Source organism: Streptomyces sp. GLSS-08 (assembly GCF_056387915.1).
In genome coordinates this window covers 442,152-466,187 of record NZ_JBWJAQ010000004.1, presented here as the reverse complement: position 1 = coordinate 466,187, position 24,036 = coordinate 442,152, and the positions used below count along the sequence as shown (strand labels likewise).

At 71.7% G+C, this 24,036-nt stretch carries 17 protein-coding genes; 2 read left to right on the top strand and 15 right to left on the bottom strand.

Annotated elements, in window-relative coordinates:
- Positions 1-241: 241 nt before the first annotated feature.
- The 5 genes from AC0ZLC_RS10115 to AC0ZLC_RS10095 form a co-directional block, all read right to left on the bottom strand.
- Positions 242-4,381, bottom strand: a complete 4,140-nt coding sequence (locus tag AC0ZLC_RS10115) for an Rne/Rng family ribonuclease (RefSeq protein WP_476751551.1) — start codon at positions 4,379-4,381, stop codon at positions 242-244.
- A gap of 246 nt (positions 4,382-4,627) precedes the next feature.
- Positions 4,628-5,461: a TIGR03936 family radical SAM-associated protein gene (locus AC0ZLC_RS10110; protein ID WP_476751550.1), complete on the bottom strand. Its 834-nt coding sequence runs from the start codon at positions 5,459-5,461 to the stop codon at positions 4,628-4,630.
- A 48-nt stretch (positions 5,462-5,509) separates the two neighbouring features.
- Positions 5,510-6,772: a hypothetical protein gene (locus AC0ZLC_RS10105; RefSeq protein ID WP_476751599.1), complete on the bottom strand. Its 1,263-nt coding sequence runs from the start codon at positions 6,770-6,772 to the stop codon at positions 5,510-5,512.
- Between the two features lie 179 nt (positions 6,773-6,951).
- Entirely contained in the window at positions 6,952-7,575 is a 624-nt protein-coding gene (locus tag AC0ZLC_RS10100) for a lamin tail domain-containing protein (RefSeq protein WP_476751549.1), read from the bottom strand.
- 410 nt (positions 7,576-7,985) lie between these two features.
- Positions 7,986-8,351, bottom strand: a complete 366-nt coding sequence (locus tag AC0ZLC_RS10095) for an amphi-Trp domain-containing protein (protein ID WP_476751548.1) — start codon at positions 8,349-8,351, stop codon at positions 7,986-7,988.
- Positions 8,352-8,545: 194 nt separating this feature from the next.
- Between AC0ZLC_RS10095 and AC0ZLC_RS10090 the strand changes: the two genes are divergently transcribed.
- A complete protein-coding gene (locus AC0ZLC_RS10090) occupies positions 8,546-9,385 on the top strand; it encodes a class II glutamine amidotransferase (protein ID WP_476751547.1) in 840 nt (279 codons plus the stop codon).
- 63 nt (positions 9,386-9,448) lie between these two features.
- Positions 9,449-10,879: a DUF2252 domain-containing protein gene (locus AC0ZLC_RS10085; protein WP_476751546.1), complete on the top strand. Its 1,431-nt coding sequence runs from the start codon at positions 9,449-9,451 to the stop codon at positions 10,877-10,879.
- A gap of 153 nt (positions 10,880-11,032) precedes the next feature.
- On the opposite strand, the gene AC0ZLC_RS10080 is transcribed toward AC0ZLC_RS10085, so the two are convergent.
- From AC0ZLC_RS10080 to folC, 10 genes are all read right to left on the bottom strand, one after another.
- Positions 11,033-12,994 carry a TIGR03960 family B12-binding radical SAM protein gene (locus tag AC0ZLC_RS10080; protein ID WP_476751545.1) on the bottom strand — a complete coding sequence of 654 codons (1,962 nt, stop codon included), beginning with the start codon at positions 12,992-12,994 and terminating at the stop codon, positions 11,033-11,035.
- A gap of 100 nt (positions 12,995-13,094) precedes the next feature.
- Positions 13,095-14,612 (bottom strand): CYTH and CHAD domain-containing protein, encoded by a 1,518-nt coding sequence (locus AC0ZLC_RS10075; protein WP_476751544.1) that lies wholly within the window; start codon positions 14,610-14,612, stop codon positions 13,095-13,097.
- Positions 14,613-14,752: 140 nt separating this feature from the next.
- Positions 14,753-15,952 (bottom strand): rod shape-determining protein RodA, encoded by a 1,200-nt coding sequence (gene rodA / locus AC0ZLC_RS10070; RefSeq protein WP_358855491.1) that lies wholly within the window; start codon positions 15,950-15,952, stop codon positions 14,753-14,755.
- A 31-nt stretch (positions 15,953-15,983) separates the two neighbouring features.
- Positions 15,984-18,236, bottom strand: coding sequence for a penicillin-binding protein 2 (gene mrdA / locus AC0ZLC_RS10065; RefSeq protein ID WP_476751543.1), 2,253 nt, complete (start codon positions 18,234-18,236; stop codon positions 15,984-15,986).
- A gap of 128 nt (positions 18,237-18,364) precedes the next feature.
- Positions 18,365-19,033 (bottom strand): rod shape-determining protein MreD, encoded by a 669-nt coding sequence (gene mreD / locus AC0ZLC_RS10060; protein ID WP_358855493.1) that lies wholly within the window; start codon positions 19,031-19,033, stop codon positions 18,365-18,367.
- Positions 19,034-19,045: 12 nt separating this feature from the next.
- Positions 19,046-19,987, bottom strand: a complete 942-nt coding sequence (mreC, locus tag AC0ZLC_RS10055; RefSeq protein ID WP_476751542.1) for a rod shape-determining protein MreC — start codon at positions 19,985-19,987, stop codon at positions 19,046-19,048.
- 157 nt (positions 19,988-20,144) lie between these two features.
- A complete protein-coding gene (locus tag AC0ZLC_RS10050; protein ID WP_356377630.1) occupies positions 20,145-21,164 on the bottom strand; it encodes a rod shape-determining protein in 1,020 nt (339 codons plus the stop codon).
- A gap of 363 nt (positions 21,165-21,527) precedes the next feature.
- The gene (gene ndk / locus AC0ZLC_RS10045) at positions 21,528-21,941 is read right to left on the bottom strand and encodes a nucleoside-diphosphate kinase (RefSeq protein ID WP_121403076.1); all 414 of its coding nucleotides are present in this window, start codon (positions 21,939-21,941) and stop codon (positions 21,528-21,530) included.
- Positions 21,942-22,058: 117 nt separating this feature from the next.
- On the bottom strand, positions 22,059-22,418 hold the full coding sequence (locus tag AC0ZLC_RS10040; RefSeq protein ID WP_476751541.1) for a DUF4233 domain-containing protein: 360 nt from the start codon (positions 22,416-22,418) through the stop codon (positions 22,059-22,061).
- A gap of 2 nt (positions 22,419-22,420) precedes the next feature.
- The gene (gene folC, locus AC0ZLC_RS10035; protein WP_476751540.1) at positions 22,421-23,941 is read right to left on the bottom strand and encodes a bifunctional tetrahydrofolate synthase/dihydrofolate synthase; all 1,521 of its coding nucleotides are present in this window, start codon (positions 23,939-23,941) and stop codon (positions 22,421-22,423) included.
- Between the last annotated feature and the right edge of the window lie 95 nt (positions 23,942-24,036).

Below are 24,036 nucleotides of genomic sequence, written 5' to 3'. Positions count from 1 at the left end.
AGCCGTCTCCCCAACGCCGCCCGTGAGTTCATCAGTGTGACTGCTTGAGTTTTACATGTAGCTGATCGTGTTCCAAGCGGCGGGGGGTGGCCGCGGAAGCGGCGAAGCCCTGAAAACCCGTCAGGACAGACAAAAATCCCCGCTCAGGCGACCGCGCCCCGGTCCGTTCCCGCTCCGTCCGCACATACGTACGCCCCCTGCCCGGCGGTGGTCACCACCGGGCAGGGGGCGTGCGGTCTGCTCAGTCCTCGTCGGTGGAGGCCGTGACGGTGGACACCGTCCGCTCCGCCGCCGCGGTCTTCTTCGACGTCGACTTGGCGGCCGTCTTGGTGGTCTTGGCCGCCGCCTTCTTCGCCGTCGTCTTCTTCGCGGCCGTCTTCTTGGCCGCGGTCTTCTTCGTGGCGGCCTTCTTCGCGGTCGCCTTCTTGGCCGTCTTGCGGGCCGTCTTCTTCGCCGGTGCCGACTCCGCCGGCTCCTCGGCCGGCGTCTCGGCACCGGCCGCCTCGGGCGCGGAGTCCTGTGCGGGGGTCTCCGCCGCGGCCGACGGGACGACCACGACGGCCGCCTCCTCGGACGCGGTGGGCGCGGTCGCCTTGCGGACGGCACGGCGGCGCGGGCGGGCCGGGGCGGCGCTCTCGGCGGGCGCCTCGGCCTGCCCGGCGGCCGACGACTCGGCCACCGGCTCCGACACGGGCTCCGGCCTCGGCTCGGCGACGGGCTGCGGGGAGACCGCGACCGTCACCGCGGCGGCCTCGTCGGACGCCTTGGGCGAACCGGCGGGGGCCGACACCTTGCGGGTCGCCCGACGGCGCGTACGGCCCTGCGGAGCGGACACCTCGGGCGCCGGAGCCTCCTGGGCGGGCGCGAGCTCCGCGGGGGCCTCGGCGGCCACAGGTGCCTCCACGGGGGCCGCGGGCGCCTCGACGACCGGGTCCTCGACGGCCACCGGCTCCGACTCGGCGGCGTCCCGGGACTTGGCAGCACGCTCCTCGCCCCGCGGCGCACCCGCCGGAGCGGACGCACGCCGGCCGGTCCTGCGCCGCGAACGGCCCCGGGACGCGGCGGCCTCGGCCTCGGCGGCGCTGCTGTACAGCTCCTCGTCCGGCTGGAACTCGGGGGCCGGCAGCGCGGCCGGCACGGCGGCCTCCGCGGCCACCTCGGCCTCGGTCTCGTCCTCCGGCTCGGCCTCGAACGTCTCCGCGGCCTCGAGCTCGTACTCGTGCGTGTGCTCGCCGCCACGGCCGCGCTTCTTGCGCTTGCCGCCGCCACCGACGGAGGTCGGCTGCTCCATGTGCACGATGACACCGCGGCCGTTGCAGTGGACGCAGGTCTCCGAGAAGGACTCCAGGAGGCCCTGGCCGACCCGCTTGCGGGTCATCTGCACGAGGCCCAGCGAGGTGACCTCGGCCACCTGGTGCTTCGTACGGTCCCGGCCCAGGCACTCCAGCAGCCGCCGCAGCACGAGGTCCCGGTTGGACTCCAGGACCATGTCGATGAAGTCGATGACGACGATGCCGCCGAGGTCGCGCAGCCGCAGCTGACGCACGATCTCCTCGGCCGCCTCCAGGTTGTTCCTGGTGACGGTCTCCTCGAGGTTGCCGCCCTGCCCGGTGAACTTTCCGGTGTTGACGTCGACCACGATCATGGCCTCGGTCTTGTCGATCACCAGCGAACCGCCGCTCGGCAGCCAGACCTTGCGGTCCAGCGCCTTCATCAGCTGCTCGTCGATGCGGTGCGTCGCGAAGACGTCGACCTCGGAGGTCCACTTCGACAGCCGGTCGGTCAGATCGGGCGCCACATGGGACACGTATCCGTGGATCGTCTCCCACGCCTCGTCGCCGCTGACGATTACCTTGGTGAAGTCCTCGTTGAAGATGTCGCGCACGACGCGGACGGTCATGTCCGGCTCGCCGTACAGCAGGGTCGGAGCGTTTCCGCTCTTCGCCTTCTTCTGGATGTCCTCCCACTGCCCCTGAAGCCGCTCGACGTCACGGCGCAGCTCGTCCTCGCTGGCGCCCTCGGCGGCGGTGCGCACGATGACGCCCGCGTCCTCGGGGACGATCTTCTTGAGGATGGTCTTCAGCCGTGCGCGCTCGGTGTCGGGCAGCTTGCGGCTGATGCCGGTCATCGAGCCCTCGGGCACGTAGACCAGGTAGCGGCCCGGCAGGGACACCTGGCTGGTCAGCCGGGCGCCCTTGTGACCGATCGGGTCCTTCGTCACCTGGACGAGGACCGACTGGCCGGACTTCAGCGCGGACTCGATGCGACGCGGGCCGTGGGCCATGCCCAGCGCCTCGAAGTTGACCTCACCGGCGTACAGGACGGCGTTGCGGCCCTTGCCGATGTCGATGAAGGCGGCCTCCATCGACGGCAGCACGTTCTGGACCTTGCCCAGGTAGACGTTGCCGACGTACGAGGTCGACTGCTCCTTGTTGACGTAGTGCTCGACGAGCACGTTGTCCTCGAGGACGCCGATCTGGGTGCGGTCGCCGTTCTGGCGCACGACCATCACGCGCTCGACGGCCTCGCGGCGGGCCAGGAACTCGGCCTCGGTGATGATCGGAACGCGCCGGCGGCCCTGCTCGCGGCCCTCGCGGCGGCGCTGCTTCTTGGCCTCGAGACGGGTCGAGCCCTTGATGGACTGCACCTCGTCCGACGGGTGCTCGTCCTTCTTGCTGCGCGGTTCGCGGACCTTCACGACCGTCCGCTCGGGGTCGCTGTCCGCGGTCTCGACCTCAACGCCCGAGTCACCGGCGCGACGGCGGCGACGGCGGCGGCGACGGCTGCTGCTGGAGCCGGAACCGCCCGCCTCCTCACGCTCGTCGGCGTCCTCGGCGTCGTCCTCGGTCTGCTCGGCGGTGTCCTCGGCGTCCTGCGCTGCCTGCTCGTCGGCGTACTCGTCGTCACCGGAGTCGGTGTCGGAGTCGCCGGCCTCACCACGGCGACGGCGGCGGCCACCGCGGCGGCGACGGCGGCGGGAGCCGGTGTCCTCGGTGTCGTCACCCTCGACGGCGTCCTCGGCGGACTCCTCCTCGTCGACGGTCTCCTCGGGCTCGGGCTCGGGCTTCGGCGCGACCTGCGCGCTCGCGGCGGGCTCCTGGTCGCCGCGGCGGCGACGGCGGCGGCGCGGGCCGGCCTGCTCCTCGACGGCCTCCACCGTCTCCGTGGGCTCCTCCGCGGGCTCCTGGACCGGCTCCTCGACCTCCTCGGCGGCGGCAGCGGCGGCCCGCTCCGGGGTCTGGAACATCGGCTCGGCGAAGACCGGTGCCTGGAAGACGGCCACGGCGGGGCGCGCGGGACGTCGGGTGGAGTCGCCCTCGTCGGTCTCCGGCGCGGGCGCGGAGAAACCGGCGGCGGCCTGGCGGGTGGCACGGCGACGGCCGCCGCGGCGCGGCGCGGCCACCTCCTCGGACTGCGTGAACTGCGCGGTCCCGGCGGCGGGCTCCGCCACGGCGGCAGGCGTCGCGGCAGGCTCCTCGGGCAGGCTCTCGCCGGTCACGGGCGCCTCCACCGGCTCGTCGGCGGTGGCGCCCTCGGGCGTACCGGCGGGGGTGGAGACGCGGCGGGTGGCGCGGCGGCGGGAGCGACGGGGGGCGGCGTCCTCGGCCGCCTCGGGGGACTCCACCGGCTCAGCGGCGGGGGCGGACTCGTCCGCCGGGGTGAGGGGGGCCTGGTCCGCGGCCTCGGCCGTCTCGACCGTACGGGCGGGTGCGGAGGCACGGCGCCGGGTACGGCGGGCGGGGGCCGCCTCCTCGACGGGAGCGGCCTCGACGGGGGCGGCCTCGACGGCCGTGTCGGCCGGTACGTCCGCGGGGGCCGCGGACTCGGCCGGGGCCTGTGCGCCGGCGGGCGCGGAGGCGCGACGGGTGGCCCGCCTGCGGGACCGGCGCGGCGCGGCGTCGTCGTCGGCCTGCTCGGTCACCGTCCCGGCGGGGGCGGCGGACTCGGCCGCGGGCTCGGGGGTCTCGGACGCGGCGACGGCGGGCAGCACGGTCTCCGCCCCGACGTCGGCCGTCGGAGCGGCGACGGGCGCGGTCGCACGCCGGGTGGCACGGCGCCGGGCGCGGCGCGGGGCGCCGTCCTCGGCGGCGGGGGCCTCGGCGCCGGTGGTGACGGGGGCCTCGGCCGCCGTCTCTTCGCTCTCTTGCGCCTCGGGCGTGTCCGTGGCATCGGTCACGGTCTCGTCCGTGACGAGCTCGGCGGACGACGCGGCCGGTACGGCAGGCGCGGTGGTCTCGGCCGCCGCTTCGGAGGCGGCGGACGGCGGGCCCGCGGGACGCGAGGCGGCGCGGCGACGGCGTCGCGGCGGCAGCGTGTCGCTGGGGCTGGTGTTGTCGGCGGAGCCCGTGGAGGGCTCGGCGGGTTCGGTCGGCTCGAGCATGCGGGTGGATCTCCCGTCAGGCTCCCGGGCGCCGCGCCTGGCCCGGATGAATCCGGTGACGTCCGCGGCTCGCGCGATGCGCGGTGCCGCCGTCCGGGGCGCGGGCGCCGCACGGGAGCTCTCTGTGTCCTGTCTCGCCGGTTCCGTACGCCATGTGTGCGCACGGCCTGGCGAAAGTCTTGTGGTCGGTGCGCTGCCCGACCCAGGTGGCTCCCGAGTGCCAGGGCGGCGCTACGACATCCGTCCTTACGCGGAACCTTCCGGCACCGGCGCCTTCGCGGCGGCAGTGCCGGCGACCCCTGGACGATCGGCCGGGGCGGCCATGGCTGCCTCGCGGTCGGGCGCGAGCGGGTCGGTCACCGTGCCGGTCTCTTCATCGAACAGCCCCTGCGCCAGCCTGGTCACCGCTGCGGCGACCGGCGGCGCCAGGTCGGCCACGGCGCGGAGACCGGACAGGACGTCGTCGGGTCGTACGGCAGGCGTCACGTGCCGAACAACCAGCCGCAGTATCGCACAGGGCCGGTCCGTCGGCCTATCGGCCTGTGGATCGTGTGCCCCGTCCGGCGAGCTCGACGCCTCGGACCGGGGGCCGTGGGCCTCCAGCCCGGCGACGGCGGCGCGGGCGTCGAAGGTGCGCATTCCGTTCTTCGTCCTGCGCTGCACCTCGACGGTCTCCGCCGCGTTGAAGGCGTCGACCGCACGCCGGGCGTCCTCGGGCGTCACGCCGTCGAGGCGCAGCTCCCACACGGACGCGGTGAGCCGGTCGGCGAGACCCGAGGTGCGGGCCTCGACGGCCTCGGTGATGTCGAGCCCGGTGGGCAGCGACTCGTCGAGGAGCTCGCGCAGCTTGTCGGGATCACGCGCCTCGGTGAGCGCGATCTCCAGGTACTCCGCCTCACTGCCCGTGCCGGTGGGTGCGGCATTGGCGTACGACACCTTCGGGTGCGGCGTGAACCCCGCCGAGTACGCCATCGGCACCTCGGCACGGCGCAACGCGCGCTCGAAGGCGCGCTGGAAGTCACGGTGGCTGGTGAACCGGAGGCGGCCGCGCTTGGTGTAGCGCAGTCGGATGCGCTGCACCGCGGGTGCGGGCGGCGGGCCTTCGGGCTGTCGCTTGCCCAGTGTCGTTCAGTCCTTCGTGAGAGCGGTCGTTCTGCTGCCTAGAGTACGTGTGTCACCGGCTTCAGGTTCCCGCCGGGCCACCGTCCGCCGCTCCGGGGGCGTGCCGAAGAGCGCCCTGCGGAAGTCGGCGCGGGCCTGCCGGACGGACTCCCGGGCCGCGGTGACGGCCTGCCGTGCCGTGCGGCCCGCACTGCGGGCGGCGTCGGCCGCGGGACGCAGCACCGCGTCGCGGATCACGTGCCCGGCGGGGGTGAGCACGGTGCGGTAGACCCACTTGACCGGCTCCACGAAGAGCAGCCGCAGGAGCCGGGCGACAAAGCGCCCGACGGCGAGCGAGACGTGTCCGGCGACCCGCCAGGCGTGCCCGAGCGCCGCGCCGATCTCCCGGCCGACGACCACGAGCGCACGGCCGGCCGGCGCGAGGACCCACCGCCACAGGGCGAGCGCGGGAAGCACGAAGAGGATCCTCAGCGTCCAGTGGAGGACGGCACCGATCCCGACGAAGATCAGCCGTACGAGCCGTACGAGCCCCCGCGCGGCCCAGGCGATCCCCCGCCCGACAGGGGCGAGGATCCACTCGTACAGCCACAGTGCCGGTACGACGATCAGATATCTCGCCAGCCAGGCGAGGGCGGTGTACACGCCGAGACCGACGGCCCCGAGGACGCGCCCGAGCCCCCTGACCAGCCAGGCGAGCCCGTGCCCGACAGGCGTCAGGACGTGCGCGTACAGCCGGGTGAGCCCGGCCCGCACACCCCGGAAGAACCAGGTGAGCCCGGCCCGCACACCCCGGAAGAACCAGGTGAGCCCCGCCCGCACACCACCGAAGAACCAGGCGAGCCCCGCCCACACGCCGCGGAGGATCCGGGCGAGTCCGGCGCCGGCACCGCGCGCGGCCCGGGCGACCGCATGGCCGACCGGCGTCAGCACGGTCCGGTGGAGCCACACCACGGGCACGACCAGCAGGCGGTACGTGAGCCACCCGAGCCCCTTGCCCACCGGCACGACGGCGTACCGCCACAGCAACACCCAGGGCTGGACGAACACCGCCCACGCCAGCCACGCCAGCGCGCGTCCGGCCGGCCGCAGCACGGTGTCCCGCAGGAACCGGCCGCCGACGACCAGCGCGTCCCACCCGAGCCGCACCGGCACGACCAGCACGAGCACCACGATCCGCACCGGTATGCGGATCGCGACGGCCAGGCACCCCTCGCCCTGCGGCGCTTCGCGCCCGGCGGGCAATCCGGCGGCCGACTTCTCCAGTTCCATACCGGAGTAGACGCCCCGAGAGGCCGGATGGATGCGGAACACCCGGGGCATTTCGCCTCGCCGTCCCCGCAGGGCCCCAGCACGCCGAAGCGGTGTCCCGGGTGACTGTGGAAGCCGCCCGGGACACCGCTGCCGGTCAGACGTCCGGCGGGCCCTCGAGCGGGCCGCGCCGGCCGGGGTCAGCGACGGTCGTGCCCACCACCGTGGTGGCCGCCACCGTCGCGGCCACCGCCGTCGTGGTGCCAGCCGCCGTCGCGGCCGCCACCGTCGCGGCCGTGGTGCCAGCCACCGTCGCGGCCGCCGCCGTGGTGGCCGCCCCCGTGGTGCCAGCCGCCCTCGTGGTGACCGCCGCCGCCGTGACGGCCCCAGGACTCGTCGTCGACGCGGCGACCGTGGTCGTCGCGCAGGGTGGCGGTGTCGGAGCGGTTGTCCCACACGTAGGTGCGGCGGTCCTGGAAGACGTCGTGGCGGTTGTCGTGGCCGGATCCGGTGTGGACGCGGACGGTGGCGCGTCCTTCGAGGCGGAAGTGGCGGAAGGTGTAGGTGTCGCCGTCCCGGGACCGCAGGGTCCAGCCGTCGAGGTTGACGTCGCGCCGGCCGGTGTTGGTGAGGTCGACCCACTCCCTGTTCAGGGAACGGTTGGAGTTGTTGTCGTGGCCGGGCGAGTCGTACTGGACGTCACTGATGACCACGCGGTCACGCTGATGGCGGCCGTCCGCGGAGGCGGGGAGGGCCGTCGCGCCGAGTGCGGCGCCGGCTGCGAGGACCGCGGCGGCGATACGGCGGCTGGAGCGAGAAGACATGAACGTCCCCCAACTGTGCGAGCCTCGTCGGCCGGGCCTGACCGGCCGACGAGGACGATGTGCGTTCCCGGCGAGTGCCGAGGACCCACAGCTTGGTCATCCGCCGTGCCGTGCGGCAGGTGTCCCGGTTGGTGTTGCCGTATGCGGACATTTCCGTGACTGTCAGATGCAACATTCAACCGATTCGGCCGGGCCCGGGGATTCCGATCGTTGCGCCCTGCACCCACCGCCGCGGATCACCGTGGAAGCGATTTCCAGCTCCGCACGCGCCCCCACCGCACCCCCCGCACGCTCCGGAGCGATGGCGTGAATTGCGCGTAACACGGCGAAGCATCACATTTTCGATTCCTTGTTCCACAAGGTAGGAAAAGGTTCGATTCCGCACGCCAATGGTCCGGACCTGTGGCGGATCAGGGTGTCCGTGCGGCGGACCGCTTCGCGCTCTTCCTGCCGGCACCCGTGCCGCTCCGGTCGGCCGCGGCCGGTGCGCTCTTGCGCTTCGCGGGCTCCTCCGGAGCCGAGTCCGCCCGTGACGCGGCCCTCCTGGCCGACGAGGTCGGCCACTTGAGCTCGATCTCCAGCTCGATCTCACCGCCGCCGATCTCGACCTCGATCTCGCTGTGCAGGTCGTCGGGGATCCGCAGGCTCAGAGTGCTCGGACCGAGTTCCAGCTCCGCCTCGCCGCCCTCCCTCAGCGCGTCGGCGAGTGCCGTGAGCTGGTCGGCCGCCTCGATACGTGACAGGGAACGCTTCTGCTCGAATTTGAGGTCTTTCACGGCGAACTCCGATCCGGCGGAACTGGCAGACGCCTACCAATCTCGCCGCACCGGGAGCACCGCGCACCTCGAGGCGTTCCTGCCTCCGAGTGCACCGGGCGCGGTCGCGGCGCACGCTGGGAACATCGCACAGCGACCGCAACCGGGGGCCGCAGGCACCCGGGCTCTCGCAGACCAAGCACAGGTGACCGCTCATGTGCCGTTGGCTCGCTTACTCGGGAACCCCCCTGCTGCTCGACACCATCCTCTACAAACCGGCTCACTCCCTGATCGACCAGAGCCTCCACTCCCGGCTGGGCGTGGAGACGACGAACGGCGACGGCTTCGGCGTCGGCTGGTACCCCCAGGAGGACGGCGCAGGCACTCCCGCCCTGCTCCGTGAGATCGGCCCCGCCTGGAACAACCGCAACCTGAGGGAGATCGCGGATCATGTCCGCTCACCGTTGTTCTTCGCCCACATCCGGGCGTCCACCGGCACGGCGGTGCAGCAGACGAACTGCCACCCGTTCCGGCACGGCCGCTGGATGTGGATGCACAACGGCGCCATCTCGGGTTTCCACCTCATGCGCCGCGACCTGACACTGCTCGTCGACCCGGGGCTGTACTCCGACATCGAGGGGACGACCGACTCCGAGGTCATGTTCTACCTGGCGCTCACGTTCGGTCTGGACCGGGATCCGCCGGGTGCCGTGGCGCGGATGGCGGGAGTGGTGGAGCGCAGCGGCCGCGAGCACGGTGTGGAGTTCCCGCTCCAGATGACGGTCGCGGTGACCGACGGCGAACGCGTGTGGGCTTTCCGCTACTCGAGCCAGGGCTCTTCCCGGTCGCTGTTCCACAGCACCCGCGTGGACGCCCTGCGCAGGCTGCATCCCGACGTGGCGTTCCTGCGGGAGGTGTCTGACGAGACCCGCCTCATCGTGTCCGAACCCCTCGGTGATCTGCCCGGTGCCTGGAACGAGGTCCCCGAGAGCAGTTACGGCGTCGTGCAGGCCGGCGCCGACGAGTTCCATCCCTTCACCCCGGAACCGGCGTAACGCCACCGCGCCACCGCATGGGTGGGGCCCGGAGGGGCCGGCGGTCGAACCAGGAGGATTTTCATGCCCCAGAACGCGACCACGGCGATGCGGGCCGCGCCGCACGCGACGCACGAGGAACGCGCGGCCTTCGGCAAGGAGGCACGGCGCCGTTCGCCGCGATCGGACCACGGCGTGTACAGGCCCGCTCCCGACCGGCCGGACCCGCTGGCGATCCTGGAGGCGCAGTCCGCGGCACGGGTTCCCGAACTCGTCCCGATCCGCTACGGCCGGATGATGGAGTCTCCGTTCCGTTTCTACCGGGGCGCGGCCGCGATCATGGCCTCGGACCTGGCCGGCAGCCCGGTGTCGGGGCTCACGGCCCAGCTGTGCGGGGACGCGCACATGCTGAACTTCCGGCTGCTCGCCTCACCGGAGCGGCAGTTGATGTTCGACATCAACGACTTCGACGAGACGCTGCCGGGCCCCTGGGAATGGGACGTCAAACGGCTGTCCGCGAGTCTCGTCATCGCGGGCCGGGCGAACGGCTTCGACGACGCGGAACGCGCACGCATCGTGAGCGCCACCGTCCGCTCGTACCGTGAGGCGATGATCCGCTTCGCGGGCATGGGCAACCTCGACGTCTGGTACGCCAAGATCGACGCGGACATCCTCGCGGCCATGGCCGAGGGCAAGCTCCGCAAGCGCGGGCAGAAGCGACTGGCCCGCGCCATGGCCAAGGCCCGTACCCGCGACAGTCTGCAGGCCTTCGACAAGCTCACCGAGACGGTCCGCGGCCGGCCACGGATCGCGGCGGACCCGCCACTGCTCGTCCCGGCCGGCGACCTGCTGCCGGACGTCGAACGCGACGCGCTCGTACGCCGGTTCCGGGCGCTGACCGAGCGGTACGGCGGCACTCTCTCCGCGGACCGGCGCACGCTCCTCGCGGACTACCGGCTCGCCGACGTCGCCCGCAAAGTGGTCGGCGTCGGCAGTGTCGGCACCCGGTGCTGGATCTTCCTCCTGCTCGGCCGGGACGACCAGGACCCCCTCTTCCTCCAGGCCAAGGAGGCCGACACCTCCGTGCTCGCGGCACACGTCGGCGCGAGCCGTTACGCCAACCAGGGCGAGCGGGTCGTCTCGGGCCAGCGGCTGATGCAGGCCACCAGCGACATCTTCCTCGGCTGGGAGCGCGTGGACGGGATCGACGGCAGGCAGCGCGACTTCTACATCCGCCAGCTGCACGACTGGAAGGGCATCGCCGTGCCCGAGCAGATGCGGCCGAGGGGCATGCAGGCGTTCGGTGAGCTGTGCGGGGTGACGCTGGCGCGGGCGCACGCGCGCTCCGGCGACCGCATCGCGATCGCCGCGTACCTGGGCGGCGGCACCTCCTTCGACCGAGCCCTCGTCACGTTCGCGGAGACGTACGCCGACCAGAACGAGCGCGACCACCAGGCCCTGATCGACGCCGTACGCGCGGGCCGGCTCCCCGCGGAGAAACTGCCGCAGGCCTGAATCCCGGCGCGGGTGCGCGGGCGGGGAGAGCCCGCACCCCGACACCGGGCGTGGCACACGACGCCGTCGCACGCGTGGCGGATGCCTCGGAGCCCCCTCAAGGATCGGAGGGGGCTCCGTCATGGCGTCGGCCGCCGGGAGCGGCCGGCCGTCTCAGTGTGTGTGGCCGCTCGCCGCGGGCGTCGGCGTCGCGTTCTTGACCGTGAGCGGCAGGAGCTTCTTGCCGGTCGGGCCGATCTGGATCTGGGTGTCCAGCTGCGGGCACACCCCGCAGTCGAAGCACGGGGTCCAGCGGCAGTCCTCGACCTCGGTCTCGTCGAGGGCGTCCTGCCAGTCCTCCCAGAGCCAGTCCTTGTCGAGACCCGAGTCCAGGTGGTCCCAGGGCAGGACCTCCTCGTAGGTCTTCTCGCGCGTGGTGTACCAGTCGACGTCGACGCCGAAGGCGGGCAGCGTCTTCTCGGCGCACGCCATCCAGCGGTCGTAGGAGAAGTGCTCGCGCCAGCCGTCGAAGCGGCCGCCGTCCTCGTAGACGGCGCGGATGACGGCGCCGATGCGGCGGTCACCGCGGGAGAGCAGGCCCTCGACGATGCCGGGCTTGCCGTCGTGGTAGCGGAAGCCGATCGAGCGGCCGTACTTCTTGTCGCCGCGGATCTTGTCGCGGAGCTTGGTGAGACGGGCGTCCGTCTCCTCGGCGCCGAGCTGCGGCGCCCACTGGAAGGGGGTGTGCGGCTTGGGGACGAAGCCGCCGATCGAGACCGTGCAGCGGATGTCGTTCTGGCCGGAGACCTTGCGGCCCTCGGCGATGACGTTCATCGCCATGTCGGCGATCTGGAGGACGTCCTCGTCGGTCTCGGTGGGCAGACCGCACATGAAGTACAGCTTCACCTGGCGCCAGCCGTTGCCGTACGCCGTGGAGACCGTACGGATCAGGTCCTCCTCCGAGACCATCTTGTTGATGACCTTGCGCATGCGCTCGGAGCCGCCCTCGGGGGCGAAGGTGAGGCCCGAGCGGCGGCCGTTGCGGGTCAGCTCGTTGGCGAGGTCGACGTTGAAGGCGTCGACGCGGGTGGAGGGCAGGGAGAGGCCGATCTTGTCCTCTTCGTAGCGGTCGGCCAGGCCCTTGGCGATGTCGCCGATCTCCGTGTGGTCCGCGGAGGACAGGGAGAGGAGGCCGACCTCCTCGAAGCCGGTGGCCTTCAGGCCCTTCTCGACCATGTCGCCGATGCCCGTGATCGAGCGCTCGCGCACCGGACGGGTGATCATGCCGGCCTGGCAGAAGCGGCAGCCCCGGGTACAGCCGCGGAAGATCTCCACCGACATGCGCTCGTGGACGGTCTCCGCGAGGGGGACGAGGGGCTGCTTGGGGTAGGGCCACTCGTCGAGGTCCATGACCGTGTGCTTGGAGACGCGCCACGGGACACCGGACCTGTTCGGCACGACGCGGGCGATGCGGCCGTCGGCGAGGTACTCGACGTCGTAGAAGGCGGGGATGTACACGTTGCCGGTCTTCGCGAGGCGCAGGAGGACCTCCTCGCGGCCACCGGGACGGCCCTCCGCCTTCCAGGCGCGGATGATGTCCGTCATGTCGAGCACGGCCTGCTCGCCGTCGCCGATGATCGCCGCGTCGATGAAGTCCGCGATCGGCTCGGGGTTGAAGGCGGCGTGGCCGCCGGCCAGGACGATCGGGTCGTCGAGCGTGCGGTCCCGGGACTCGAGGGGGATGCCCGCGAGGTCCAGGGCCGTCAGCATGTTCGTGTACCCGAGCTCGGTGGAGAAGCTGAGCCCGAACACGTCGAAGGCCTTCACCGGGCGGTGGCTGTCCACGGTGAACTGCGGGACCCGGTGCTCGCGCATCAGTGCCTCGAGGTCCGGCCACACGCTGTACGTGCGCTCGGCGAGGACGCCCTCGCGTTCGTTCAGCACCTCGTAGAGGATCATGACGCCCTGGTTGGGGAGTCCGACCTCGTAAGCGTCGGGGTACATGAGGGCCCAGCGGACGTCACAGGCGTCCCAGGGCTTCACCGTGGAGTTCAGCTCTCCACCGACGTACTGGATCGGCTTCTGCACATGCGGGAGCAGAGCTTCGAGCTGCGGGAAGACCGATTCGGCAGGCATCGCGAACCTTCGTGAGCTGGCGGGGGGGGGCACCCCCGGCCGGAGGCTGGGGGGAGGGTGACCATCTAGCGTAACGCGGCCGGACGGTCCCCCCGCACGCTCAGGACGCGGCCCCGCGCACGGCCTTGCGCCACGCCCGCGGCAGCGCGTCCTCGTCGGCCGCCGCACGCCGCTCCTCCCGGCCGTACAGCACGCCGTAGGTGAACGAGCTCTCGCCGGCGGCCTGTGCCTGCTCCGCGAGGTCGCGCAGGGCGTCGCGGGTCATCACGCTGTCCTGGTGGTCGCCGAGCAGCTTGGTCAGGGACTTCATCGCCCCGGTGGTGGCCTCGGCGCGCTTGCCGAGGGCGGGAGCGGCGGCTTCGGCGGCGTACCGCGTCCGCTTGGCCTTCTTGCGGGCCTCGTGCAGCGCGACGTCCCGGTCCCGGCCCGGCGGCAGACCGGTGGCCCGGGCGACCAGGCGCGACAGCCGGTCGAGGTCCTTGCGGACCGCGGCGCCGAGGACCTTCCCCGGCTTGCCGCCGGCCGCCTTGCGCAGCGGCGGGTCGGAGACCAGCGCGTCGAGGGCGGCCAGCAGGTACAGGTGGCGCCGGCTGTCGAGGGCCTCGGTGAGCCGTTGCCGGGAGCCGGAGTGGCGCTCCCGGGACCAGGTGCGCAGGCGTTTGCGCACCGGGCCGGAGCGCAGCGTCCCCGGGAGGCCGTCCAGGGCCGCCGCCAGGCGCTTGGTGATCACTTCCTGGTCGCGGTCGCCGGCCAGCTCCCCCGCCAGCCACTGCAGCTCCGTGCGGATCGGGTCGGTGACGGTGCGGTCGAGGACGTTGTCGAAGGAGCGCAGGGTGTTGCGCAGGCGGCGGGTGGCGATCCGCATCCCGTGCACGGCGTCGGGCTGGTCGCGCCGGACGGCCGGGTCCAGCTCGACGAGGGCGTCGCGCTGCTCGCGTACGTAGGCGAGGACGTGGTCGCCCGCGGTGACGGGCTCTGCGGCGGACGGCTCCCCGGCGGGCCGCGCGGCCGCCGCCCCGGTCTCCGTCAGCGCCCGGGCCAGCTTGGACGGGGAGGCGGAGCGGTGCAGGCCGGCCTTGCGGAGTTTCTTCTCGACCTTGTCCAGGAAGGCGGGGTCGCCGCCGTCGGCGAGCTCCACCTCGATCTCGGTCCACTGGGCGGTGCCCTTGCCGCCGAGCCGCTCGGCGCGCACCCGGTCGACGCTGACCTCGGCGAGCAGGCCGCCGGAGTCGTCCACCAGGTGGCGGACGTCGCGGGAGGACCGCAGGCGTACCAGGGGGACGAGCGCGGCGTCCCGGACGCGGGAGCGCACGAGAGAGGTGAGCGTGGCGGGCACGGTGTCGGAGAGGGGCGCGTGGATCTCGTCGCGTACGCCGTCCGCCACGGGGAGTTTCAGGTGCCAGCCCTCGTCGTGGCCACCGGTGCGGTGGCGCAGGGTGATGGCCGCGGCTGCCAGGCGCTGGTCGGCGGTGTCGTAGTAGGTGGCGTCGAGTTCGTCGACGCCCTTGCCGATGACGCTCCCGACTCCGGGGACGTCCGTCAGGTCGGGCAGGCCCGCGCCGCCTCCGGCCGCGGGTCCCTCGTACTTCCGCTCGATCTCTCGTTTCGTGTCCGCCATGAAACAAATCTAGACGCGATTCGGGGCCGGGGGGCAGTGCGCCCCCGGCCCCGGACCGGCCCCTGGTGCCCTCCGGCGGGCCACGCCGGAGGGTCCCCGGGCCCTGTCCGGCCGGACCTCGCGGACCGGCCGGACGGGATCTAGGCGGACATCGGCCGCTGCACCCTGATGGACTGGAGCAGTCCCACGGCCACCCAGACCGCGAACATCGATGATCCGCCGTACGAGACGAACGGCAGGGGCAGGCCGGCGACCGGCATGATGCCGAGGGTCATGCCGACGTTCTCGAAGGCCTGGAAGGCGAACCAGGCGATGATGCCGGCGGCGACGATGGTGCCGTAGAGCTCGGTCGTCTCGCGGGCGATGCGGCAGGCGCGCCAGAGGATGACGCCGAGGAGCAGCAGTATCAGTCCGGCGCCGACGAAGCCCAGTTCCTCGCCCGCCACCGTGAAGACGAAGTCGGTCTGCTGCTCGGGGACGAACTGGCCGGTGGTCTGCGAGCCCTTGCCGAGGCCGGTGCCGAAGAGGCCGCCTGAGCCGATGGCGATGCGCGCCTGGTTGGTGTTGTAGCCGACGCCGGCCGGGTCGAGCTCGGGGTTGGCGAAGGCCGCGAACCGGTTGATCTGGTACTCGTCGAGGATGTGCAGCTGCCAGACGGCGAGCGCGCCGAGGGCGCCCGCGCCGATGATGCCGAAGACCCAGCGGTTGGAGGCGCCGGAGGCGAGCAGCACGCCGAGCACGATGATGACCATGACCATGACCGAGCCGAGGTCGGGCATGAGGAGCACGATCAGTATCGGTACGGCGGCCAGGCCCAGGGACTGCAGGACGGTGCGGTGGTCGGGGTAGGGCTTGTCGCCCGCGTCGACGCGGGCCGCCAGCAGCATCGCCATGCCGAGGATGATCGTGATCTTCACGAACTCGGAGGGCTGGAGCGAGAAGCCGCCGCCGAGGACGATCCACGCGTGGGCGCCGTTGACCGTCGCGCCGAGCGGGGTCAGCACGAGCAGGATCAGGGAGACCGAGAGGCCGTAGAGGACCGGCACGGCGGTGCGCAGGGTGCGGTGGCCGAGCCAGATCGTGCCGATCATCAGCGCGAAGCCGATGCCGGTGTTCATCAGGTGGCGGATCAGGAAGTAGTACGGGTCGCCCTGGTTGATGTCGGTGCGGTTGCGGGTCGCCGAGTGGACGAGGGCCGTGCCGATCAGCGAGAGCGCGATGGCGGAGAGCAGTATCGGCCAGTCGAGCCGGCGGGTGAGCGAGTCGCGGGCGAAGACGCGGGTCCAGCCGGCGCGCTCAGGCCCGTAGCCGGACACGGAGAAGCCGTTCGTGCCGGTCATGTGAGCCTTTCCTTTTTCGTGCGCGCGCCGGTCATGCGAGGGACCTCTGCCGCTTCCGGGGGCGGGCTGAGCGCCTGCGGGTGTCGCGGTTGGTCGGGTCGGGCGGGGCGGTGGTGCCCGCGGGCTGGTCCGGGTCCGTGCCGGCGGGCTGGTCCTTCTCGCTCGCCTGCTGGTCCTTGACGGGGTCCTGGGAGATCTTCGGGGCGTCGATCGAGCCGTCCGGCTGGATCTTCGGCAGGCTCTTCTGCGGGGTGGGAAGCAGCGCCCTCTTCTTGTCGATAGCGCCGTCCTCGGAGACGCCGTACAGCGCGTTGTAGATCTTGCGCACGGCGGGGCCGGAGGCTCCGGAGCCCGTACCGCCCTGGGAGATGGTCATGACGACCGTGTAGTCCTTGGTGTACGTGGCGAACCAGGAGGTCGTCTGCTTGCCGTAGACCTCGGCGGTACCCGTCTTGGCGTGCATCGGGATCTCGTCCTGCGGCCAGCCGCCGAACCGCCACGCGGCCGTACCGCGGGTGGCGACTCCCGCGAGGGCACCGTCTATCTCGTCGCGCGTCTTGTGCGTCATGGGCAGTTTGCCGTGCGAGGTGGGCTTGATCTCCTGCACGGTCCTGCCGTCGGCGCTGATGACGGCCTTGCCGACCCGCGGGTCGTAGAGGGTGCCGCCATTGGCGATGGCTCCGTAGATCGTGGCCATCTGGATCGGGGTGACGAGGGTGTCGCCCTGGCCGATGGAGTAGTTGACCGCGTCACCGGCGCGCATCTTGTTGCCTTCGAGGCAGTTCTCGTACGCGATCTTCTGGACGTAGTCGCCGTCCTTCTTGCCGGTCTTGCACCAGGCGTCCTTGTTGGACTTCCAGTAGCTCTGCTTCCACTGGCGGTCGGGGACACGGCCGGAGACCTCGTTGGGGAGGTCGATGCCGGTCTCCTTGCCGAGGCCGAACTGGTGGGCGGTCTTGTAGAACCAGTCGGCGGGGTGCTTCTTCGGCTTGTTGCCGCCGTCCTTCTGCCACTCCTGGTGCGAGAGGCGGTAGAAGACGGTGTCGCAGGAGACCTCAAGGGCGCGGCCGAGGCTGATCGAGCCGTATCCCTTGGACTCGAAGTTCTTGAAGACCTGGCCGCCGAGGTTGTACGAGCTGGAACACTCGTAGTTGCCGTCGAAGGGGTAGCCGGCGTTCACGGCCGCGGTGGTCGGGATCACCTTGAAGATGGAGCCGGGCGCGGCCTGGCCCTGGATGGCGCGGTTGAGCAGGGGGTAGTTGGACTTCTTGCCGGTGAGCTGCGCGTAGTCCTTGCCGGAGATGCCGCCGACCCAGGCGTTCGGGTCGTAGGCCGGGTTGGACGCCATGGCGACGACCCGGCCGGTCTTTGCCTCCATCACCACGAGCGCGCCGGCGTCGGCCTTGTAGTTCTCACCGGTGTTCTTGTCGAACTCGGTGCGGGCGGTCTTCATGGCCTCGTTGAGCTCGTACTCGGCGATGCGCTGCACGCGGGAGTCGATGCTGGTGACGATGTTCGAGCCGGGTTCGGCCGCGTCGCTCTCGGCCTTGCCGATGACCCGGCCGAGGTTGTCGACCTCGTAGCGGGTGACGCCCGCCTTGCCGCGCAGCTGCCTGTCGTACTGGCGCTCCAGGCCGGAGCGGCCGACCTGGTCGCTGCGCAGGTACGGCGAGTCGGTGTCCTTGGCCTTCGTGATCTCCGCGTCGGTGACCGGGGAGAGATAGCCGAGCACCTGGGCGGTGTTGGCCTTGCCGGGGGCGGCGTAGCGGCGGACGGCCTCCGGTTCGGCGGTGATGCCGGGGAAGTCCTCGGAGCGCTCGCGGATCTGCAGGGCCTGCTTGGGCGTGGCCTCGTCGGTGATGGGGATCGGCTGGTACGGCGAGCCGTTCCAGCACGGCTGGGGTGTCTTGGCGTCGCACAGCCGGACCTTCTCGACGACGTCCCTGGGCTTCATGTCCAGCACGTCGGCGAGCTTGGTGAGGACGCCCTTGCCGTCGTCCTTCATCTTCATCAGGTCGGTGCGCGAGGCGGAGACGACCAGCCGGGTCTCGTTGTCGGCGATGGGCACTCCGCGCGCGTCCAGGATCGAGCCGCGCACGGCGGGCTGGACGACCTGCTGGACGTGGTTGCCCGAGGCTTCCTTGGCGTACTCGTCGCCGTTGCGGATCTGGAGGTACCAGAGCCGTGCGCCGAGGGTCCCGAGGAGGGAGAGCACGAGGATCTGGATGACGACGAGCCGGATCTGGACCCGTGGGGTCCGGCCGGTCTCGGGGATGTTGGTCACTGCGGCTGCCTCCCCCTCTCAGTGTGTGTGCGAGTAGTGCGCGTGCGCGGCCGGCCGGTGCGCGCGGACGGCGCGGCCGGCAGGTCGCTGTGCGCGCGCGGTCGTCCGTCGCTCTCGCTGTCCGGTGATCACAGGCGCTTGACCCCCTTGATGCGTCCGGCGCGGGCGACGCGCGCCCTGGCCGCCTTGACCCGCAGGCCGCTGCGCTGGCTGCCGATGCGCAGGCCCGTGCCGGAGGACAGCCAGCCGGAGGAGACGTCGGCCGCCTTGGCGGCGTTGCTGTCGGCGAGCGGGTCGTTCTCGGCGCGCCGGGCCAGGGCCATCAGGCCGGGCACCACGAACGGGGCGAGCAGCAGGTCGTACAGGGCGGCGGTGAACAGCAGGCTGCCGAGGCCCACATGGCGGGCGGCCGTGTCGCCGACGAGGGCGCCGACTCCCGCGTACAGCAGGGTGGAGCCGATCGCGGCGGCGACGACGACGGCCATCGGGCCGGTCGCCGACTTGAGCCGGCCGTTCTCCGGTTTCGCGAGTCCGGCGAGGTAGCCGATGACGCACAGCACAAGGGCGTAGCGCCCGGCCGCGTGGTCGGCGGGCGGGGCCAGGTCGGCGAGCAGGCCCGCGCCGAAGCCGACGAGGGCGCCGCCGACGTGGCCGTAGACCATGGCGAGGGCGAGCACGGTGAGGAGGGCCAGGTCGGGGACGGCGCCCGGGAGGTGCAGTCGGGCGAGGACGCTCACCTGGATGACCAGGGCGACGACCACCAGGGTGGTGGAGAGCAGCATCCGGTTGAAACGCATGGGATTCGGCTCCTACTGCTGCTGTTGGCCGTCGACGGGCGCGTTCGCCGAGGGGGTGACCGTCACGGTCACCGTCGGCGTGGGGGTGGGTTTGGGCTTCGGCGGGAGCACCTCGTCGCGCGGGTCCTTGCGCGGGGCCTCCACGACGACGCCGACGATGTCGAGCTTGGTGAACGAGACGAACGGCCGCACGTAGACCGTGCGCGTCAGGTCGCCGCCGGAGGGGTCGACGCGGGAGATCACGCCGACCGGCACGCCGGGCACGAACGGCTTGTCGCGCTGCGAGCCGAAGGTCACCAGCCGGTCGCCCTTGGCCACCTTGGCCTTGCCGTTGAGGAGTTGGACGCGCAGCGGGCGGTCGCCCTGCCCGTCGGCGAAGCCGAGTTCGTCGGTGGACTCCATGCGGGTACCGACGGTGAAGTCGGGGTCGTTGGCGAGGAGCACGGTGGCGGTGCTCGGGCCGACGGTCGTGACGCGTCCGACGAGGCCGTCGCCGTTGAGGACGGTCATGTCGCGCCTGATGCCGTCGTTCGCGCCGACGTCGATGGTGACGGTCCAGGAGAAGCCCTGGGCCGCTCCTATGGCGATGACCTGGGCTCCCTTGATGCCGTACTGCCCGGCGCCCGCCGTCTTGAGCATCTTGTCGAGCTGCCTGACCCGGCTGCGGTTGCGGTCGTCGCTGCCGAGCTTCGCCTTCAGCGCCGCGTTGTCGTGCTCCAGCTGGGCGATGCGGTCGTGCCGGTCACCCGAGTCGCGGACGGCGGCGACCGCGTTGCCGACGGGGTCGACCGCGGACGACACCCCGTTCTCGATCGGGCCGAAGACGGTGGCCGCGGCATGCCGGGCACCGTCGACCGGTGAGTCCTCCCCACCGCGGATGTCCACCGTGATCAACGCGAACGCGATGGCGATCAGCAGCACCAGGAGCAGCCGGCTCTCTTTCGTGTCCCTCACGTGCGGCGGCCGTGCCTTCCTCGTCGGAATTGTTCGGGAATTCGTGGCTGACGCCCCGGCGAGCGACGCGGGGCGGCATGGGGGAGCTTATGCCTCTATATCAACGATCCGCCGTACGAGAGGAGATCATCTCGTACGGCGGAATCGCAGTGTCGTGTCATCGGCGCGGCTGGGCGTCCAGGACCTGCTGCAGCGCCTCGAACTCCTCGACGCATTTGCCGGATCCGAGCGCCACGCTGTCCAGCGGGTCCTCGGCGATGTGGATCGGCATGCCGGTCTCCCTGCGCAGCCGCTCGTCGAGACCGCGCAGCAGGGCTCCGCCGCCGGTCAGAACGATTCCGCGGTCCATGACGTCGCCGGACAGCTCCGGCGGGCACTTGTCGAGGGTCGTCTTCACGGCGTCGACGATCGCGTTGACCGGCTCTTCGATGGCCTTGCGGACCTCGGCCGCGGAGATGACGACGGTCTTCGGCAGTCCGGAGACCAGGTCCCGGCCGCGGATCTCGGTGTGTTCGTCATTGTCGAGGTCGTACGCGGAACCGATCGTGATCTTGATCTGCTCGGCCGTCCGCTCACCGAGAAGGAGGCTGTACTCCTTCTTGATGTGCTGGATGATCGCGTTGTCCAGCTCGTCGCCCGCGACGCGGATGGACTGGGCGGTGACGATGCCGCCGAGTGAGATGACCGCGACCTCCGTGGTGCCGCCGCCGATGTCCACCACCATGTTGCCCGTGGCCTCGTGGACCGGCAGGCCGGCGCCGATGGCCGCGGCCATGGGCTCCTCGATGATGTGCACCTGGCGGGCACCCGCCTGGGACGAGGCCTCGATGACGGCGCGGCGCTCGACGCCCGTGATGCCCGAGGGCACACAGACGACGACGCGAGGACGAGCGAGGTAACGCCGCTTGTGGATCTTCAGGATGAAGTAGCGGAGCATGCGCTCGGTGATCTCGAAGTCGGCGATGACGCCGTCCTTCAGCGGACGCACCGCGACGATGTTGCCCGGGGTCCGTCCGATCATCTTCTTCGCTTCCGCGCCGACCGCGAGGATGCCACCGGTGTTGGTGTTGATCGCGACGACGGACGGTTCGTTGAGTACGATCCCGCGACCCCTGACGTACACCAGCGTGTTGGCGGTCCCGAGGTCGACAGCCATGTCACGGCCGATGAACGACATTGAGTTCCCCATCAGGATTCGTCTGGCCTTCCCAAGTGGAGCTTTTGATGGCTTTTTAGGTCGGCGAGGTGGGTGCTGTGACGTGAAGGCTTCCATCGTAGACGCGCCTGCACGAACACTGCGCGAGGGTCTTCGCCAATTGTCAGCAGATGAGGCGGCGCCCCGCTTGTGGAGACGGGCCATCGGGGGCATGCGTTCCCCCGATCGGCACGGCATATGCCGGAGGACGGCCGAAATACTCCGGCCGTCCCTGGTCGAACGGGCCCCACTGCTGACATGACGTCAGAAAAACTGTTGCACACGGGTGCCGGGCGGGTCCGCCGGCCACCGCACCAGAAGCGGGCTCCCGAGGGGGAACGAGCGTCAGACCCGGCCGGGGAAGAAGATCTTCAGCTCACGCTCGGCGGACTCCTCGGAGTCGGAGGCGTGGATCAGGTTCTCCCGGACGATCACTCCGAAGTCCCCCCGGATGGACCCGGGCGCGGCGGCGATCGGGTCGGTCGGACCGGCCAGCGCCCGCACACCCTCGATGACGCGCTCGCCCTCGACGACGAGCGCCACGACGGGACCGGAGGCCATGAAGGCCACCAGCGGCTCGTAGAAGGGCTTGCCCTTGTGCTCGCCGTAGTGCTGCTCCAGCGTGTCCTGGTCCAGGGTCCGCAGTTCCAGCGCGGTGATCTGCCAGCCGGCCTTGCGCTCGATACGGCTGATGATCTCGCCGGTCAGGCCGCGACGGACGGCGTCCGGCTTGAGCAGGACGAGGGTGCGCTGGCTCACGGTGGTGGCTCCTTCGATCACATGGTGTGCGGGCTCAGAGGCTACAGGGCCGCACCGAGCCGTCGTTACTCAGTGTCAGGCGTTCCCCTGCCCGGAAACGCGCACGGTCCCTCCCGGTCAGACGCCGGACGGAGTGCCCGTCCCGCTCTGCGCCGCGAGGCGGGCCGCCTTCGCCTCGTCGATCCTGCGCCCGTAGTGGACCGAGGCCCACCACAGGGCCGCGAAGACCGCGCCCATGAAGAACATGGCGGGGACGGCGAAGCCGGAGGCGATCAGGGCGATCTGCAGCGCCCAGCCGAGCTGGACGCCGCCGGGCCGGGTGATCACACCGCAGAACAGCACGCACAGCACCATGGCGATGCCGCTCACCGTCCAGACCGTGGCGACGTCCAGGGCCGGGTCCTTCATGGCCACCAGGCCGGCGAAGCCGATCACGAAGAACTCGCCGATCAGAGTCGACGCACAGAGCGTACGCACAATCAGCCCCTCCCCAGGAGCAGTCGGGCCTCGCCGACGGTGATGACGGAACCGGTGACGAGGACGCCGCCGCCGGCGAACTCGCCCTCCTCCTCCGCGAGGGTGATCGCCGCCTCCAGCGCGTCGTCCAGACGGGGCTCCACCTGGACGCGGTCCTCGCCGAAGACCTCGACGGCGATGCCGGCCAGCTCGTCCGCGTCCATCGCGCGATGGCTGGAGTTCTGGGTGACCACGACCTCGGCAAAGATCGGCTCGAAGGCCTCCAGCAGCCCTCGTACGTTCTTGTCGCCGCTGGCGCCCACCACACCGATCAGCCGGCTGAAGTCGAAGACCTCGCTGACGGCTCCGGCGGTGGCGCGGGCGCCCGCGGGGTTGTGCGCGGCGTCCAGGACGACGGTCGGCGAGCGACGGACGATTTCCAGGCGGCCCGGCGCGGTGACCGAGGCGAACGCCTTGCGGACGGTGTCGATGTCCAGGCCCTGGGAGTGGGCCGCGCCGACGCCGAAGAACGCCTCGACCGCGGCGAGCGCCACCGCGGCGTTGTGCGCCTGGTACGCGCCGTGCAGCGGGAGGAAGACCTCCTCGTACTCCCCGCCGAGTCCGCGCAGGGTCAGCAGCTGGCCGCCGACGGCGACATGGCGCGCGACGACGCCGAACTCCAGGCCCTCCCTGGCCACCGTCGCGTTCACCTCGACGGCCTTCTTCAGCAGGACCTGCGCCGCGTCCACGGGCTGCTGCGCCAGGATGACGGTCGCGTCCTGCTTGACGATGCCGCCCTTCTCCTGGGCGATCTCGCCGGGCGTGGAGCCGAGCCGGTCGGTGTGGTCGAGGTCGATGGGCGTGATCACGGCGACGTCACCGTCGATGACGTTGGTGGCGTCCCAGCTGCCGCCCATCCCCACCTCCACCACGGCCACGTCGACGGGCGCGTCCGCGAAGGCCGCGTACGCCATGCCGGTCAGCACCTCGAAGAAGGACAGGCGGTACTCCTGCTGGGCGTCGACCATCTCGACGTACGGCCTGATGTCGCCGTACGTCTCGATGAACCGCTCCGCGGAGACCGGCGCGCCGTCCAGGCTGATGCGCTCGGTGACCGACTGCACGTGCGGGCTCGTGTACCTGCCGGTGCGCAGCTCGAAGGCGCCGAGCAGGGCCTCGATCATGCGGGCGGTGGACGTCTTGCCGTTCGTCCCCGTGATGTGGATGGAGGGGTACGCGCGCTGCGGCTCACCGAGGACGTCCATCAGCGCGGCGATGCGGTCGACCGAGGGCTCCAGCTTGGTCTCGCCCCAGCGCGTGGCGAGGTCGGCCTCGACCGCGCGCAGCGCCCTGTCGGTCTCCGGGTCGGCGGGGCGCGCGGGGACGTCCGACTGCGGCAGACCGCCCTGGGTGCGCAGGGTGCGGCTGCCGGCCTCGATCACCGCGAGGTCCGGGTCGCGCTCGGTCTCGTGCGCGACGATCTCGTCGAAGGGATCGAGCGGGTCGGACTCGCTGCTGTCGTCGTGCGGGGGGAGCTCACTCACGGGCCCAGTCTACGGAGCCCGGCCGACACCCGGCGCGGGGGCGCACCCCGGGGGCGGGAACAGCGAGGCCCCCGGTGCCACCTCGGCACCGGGGG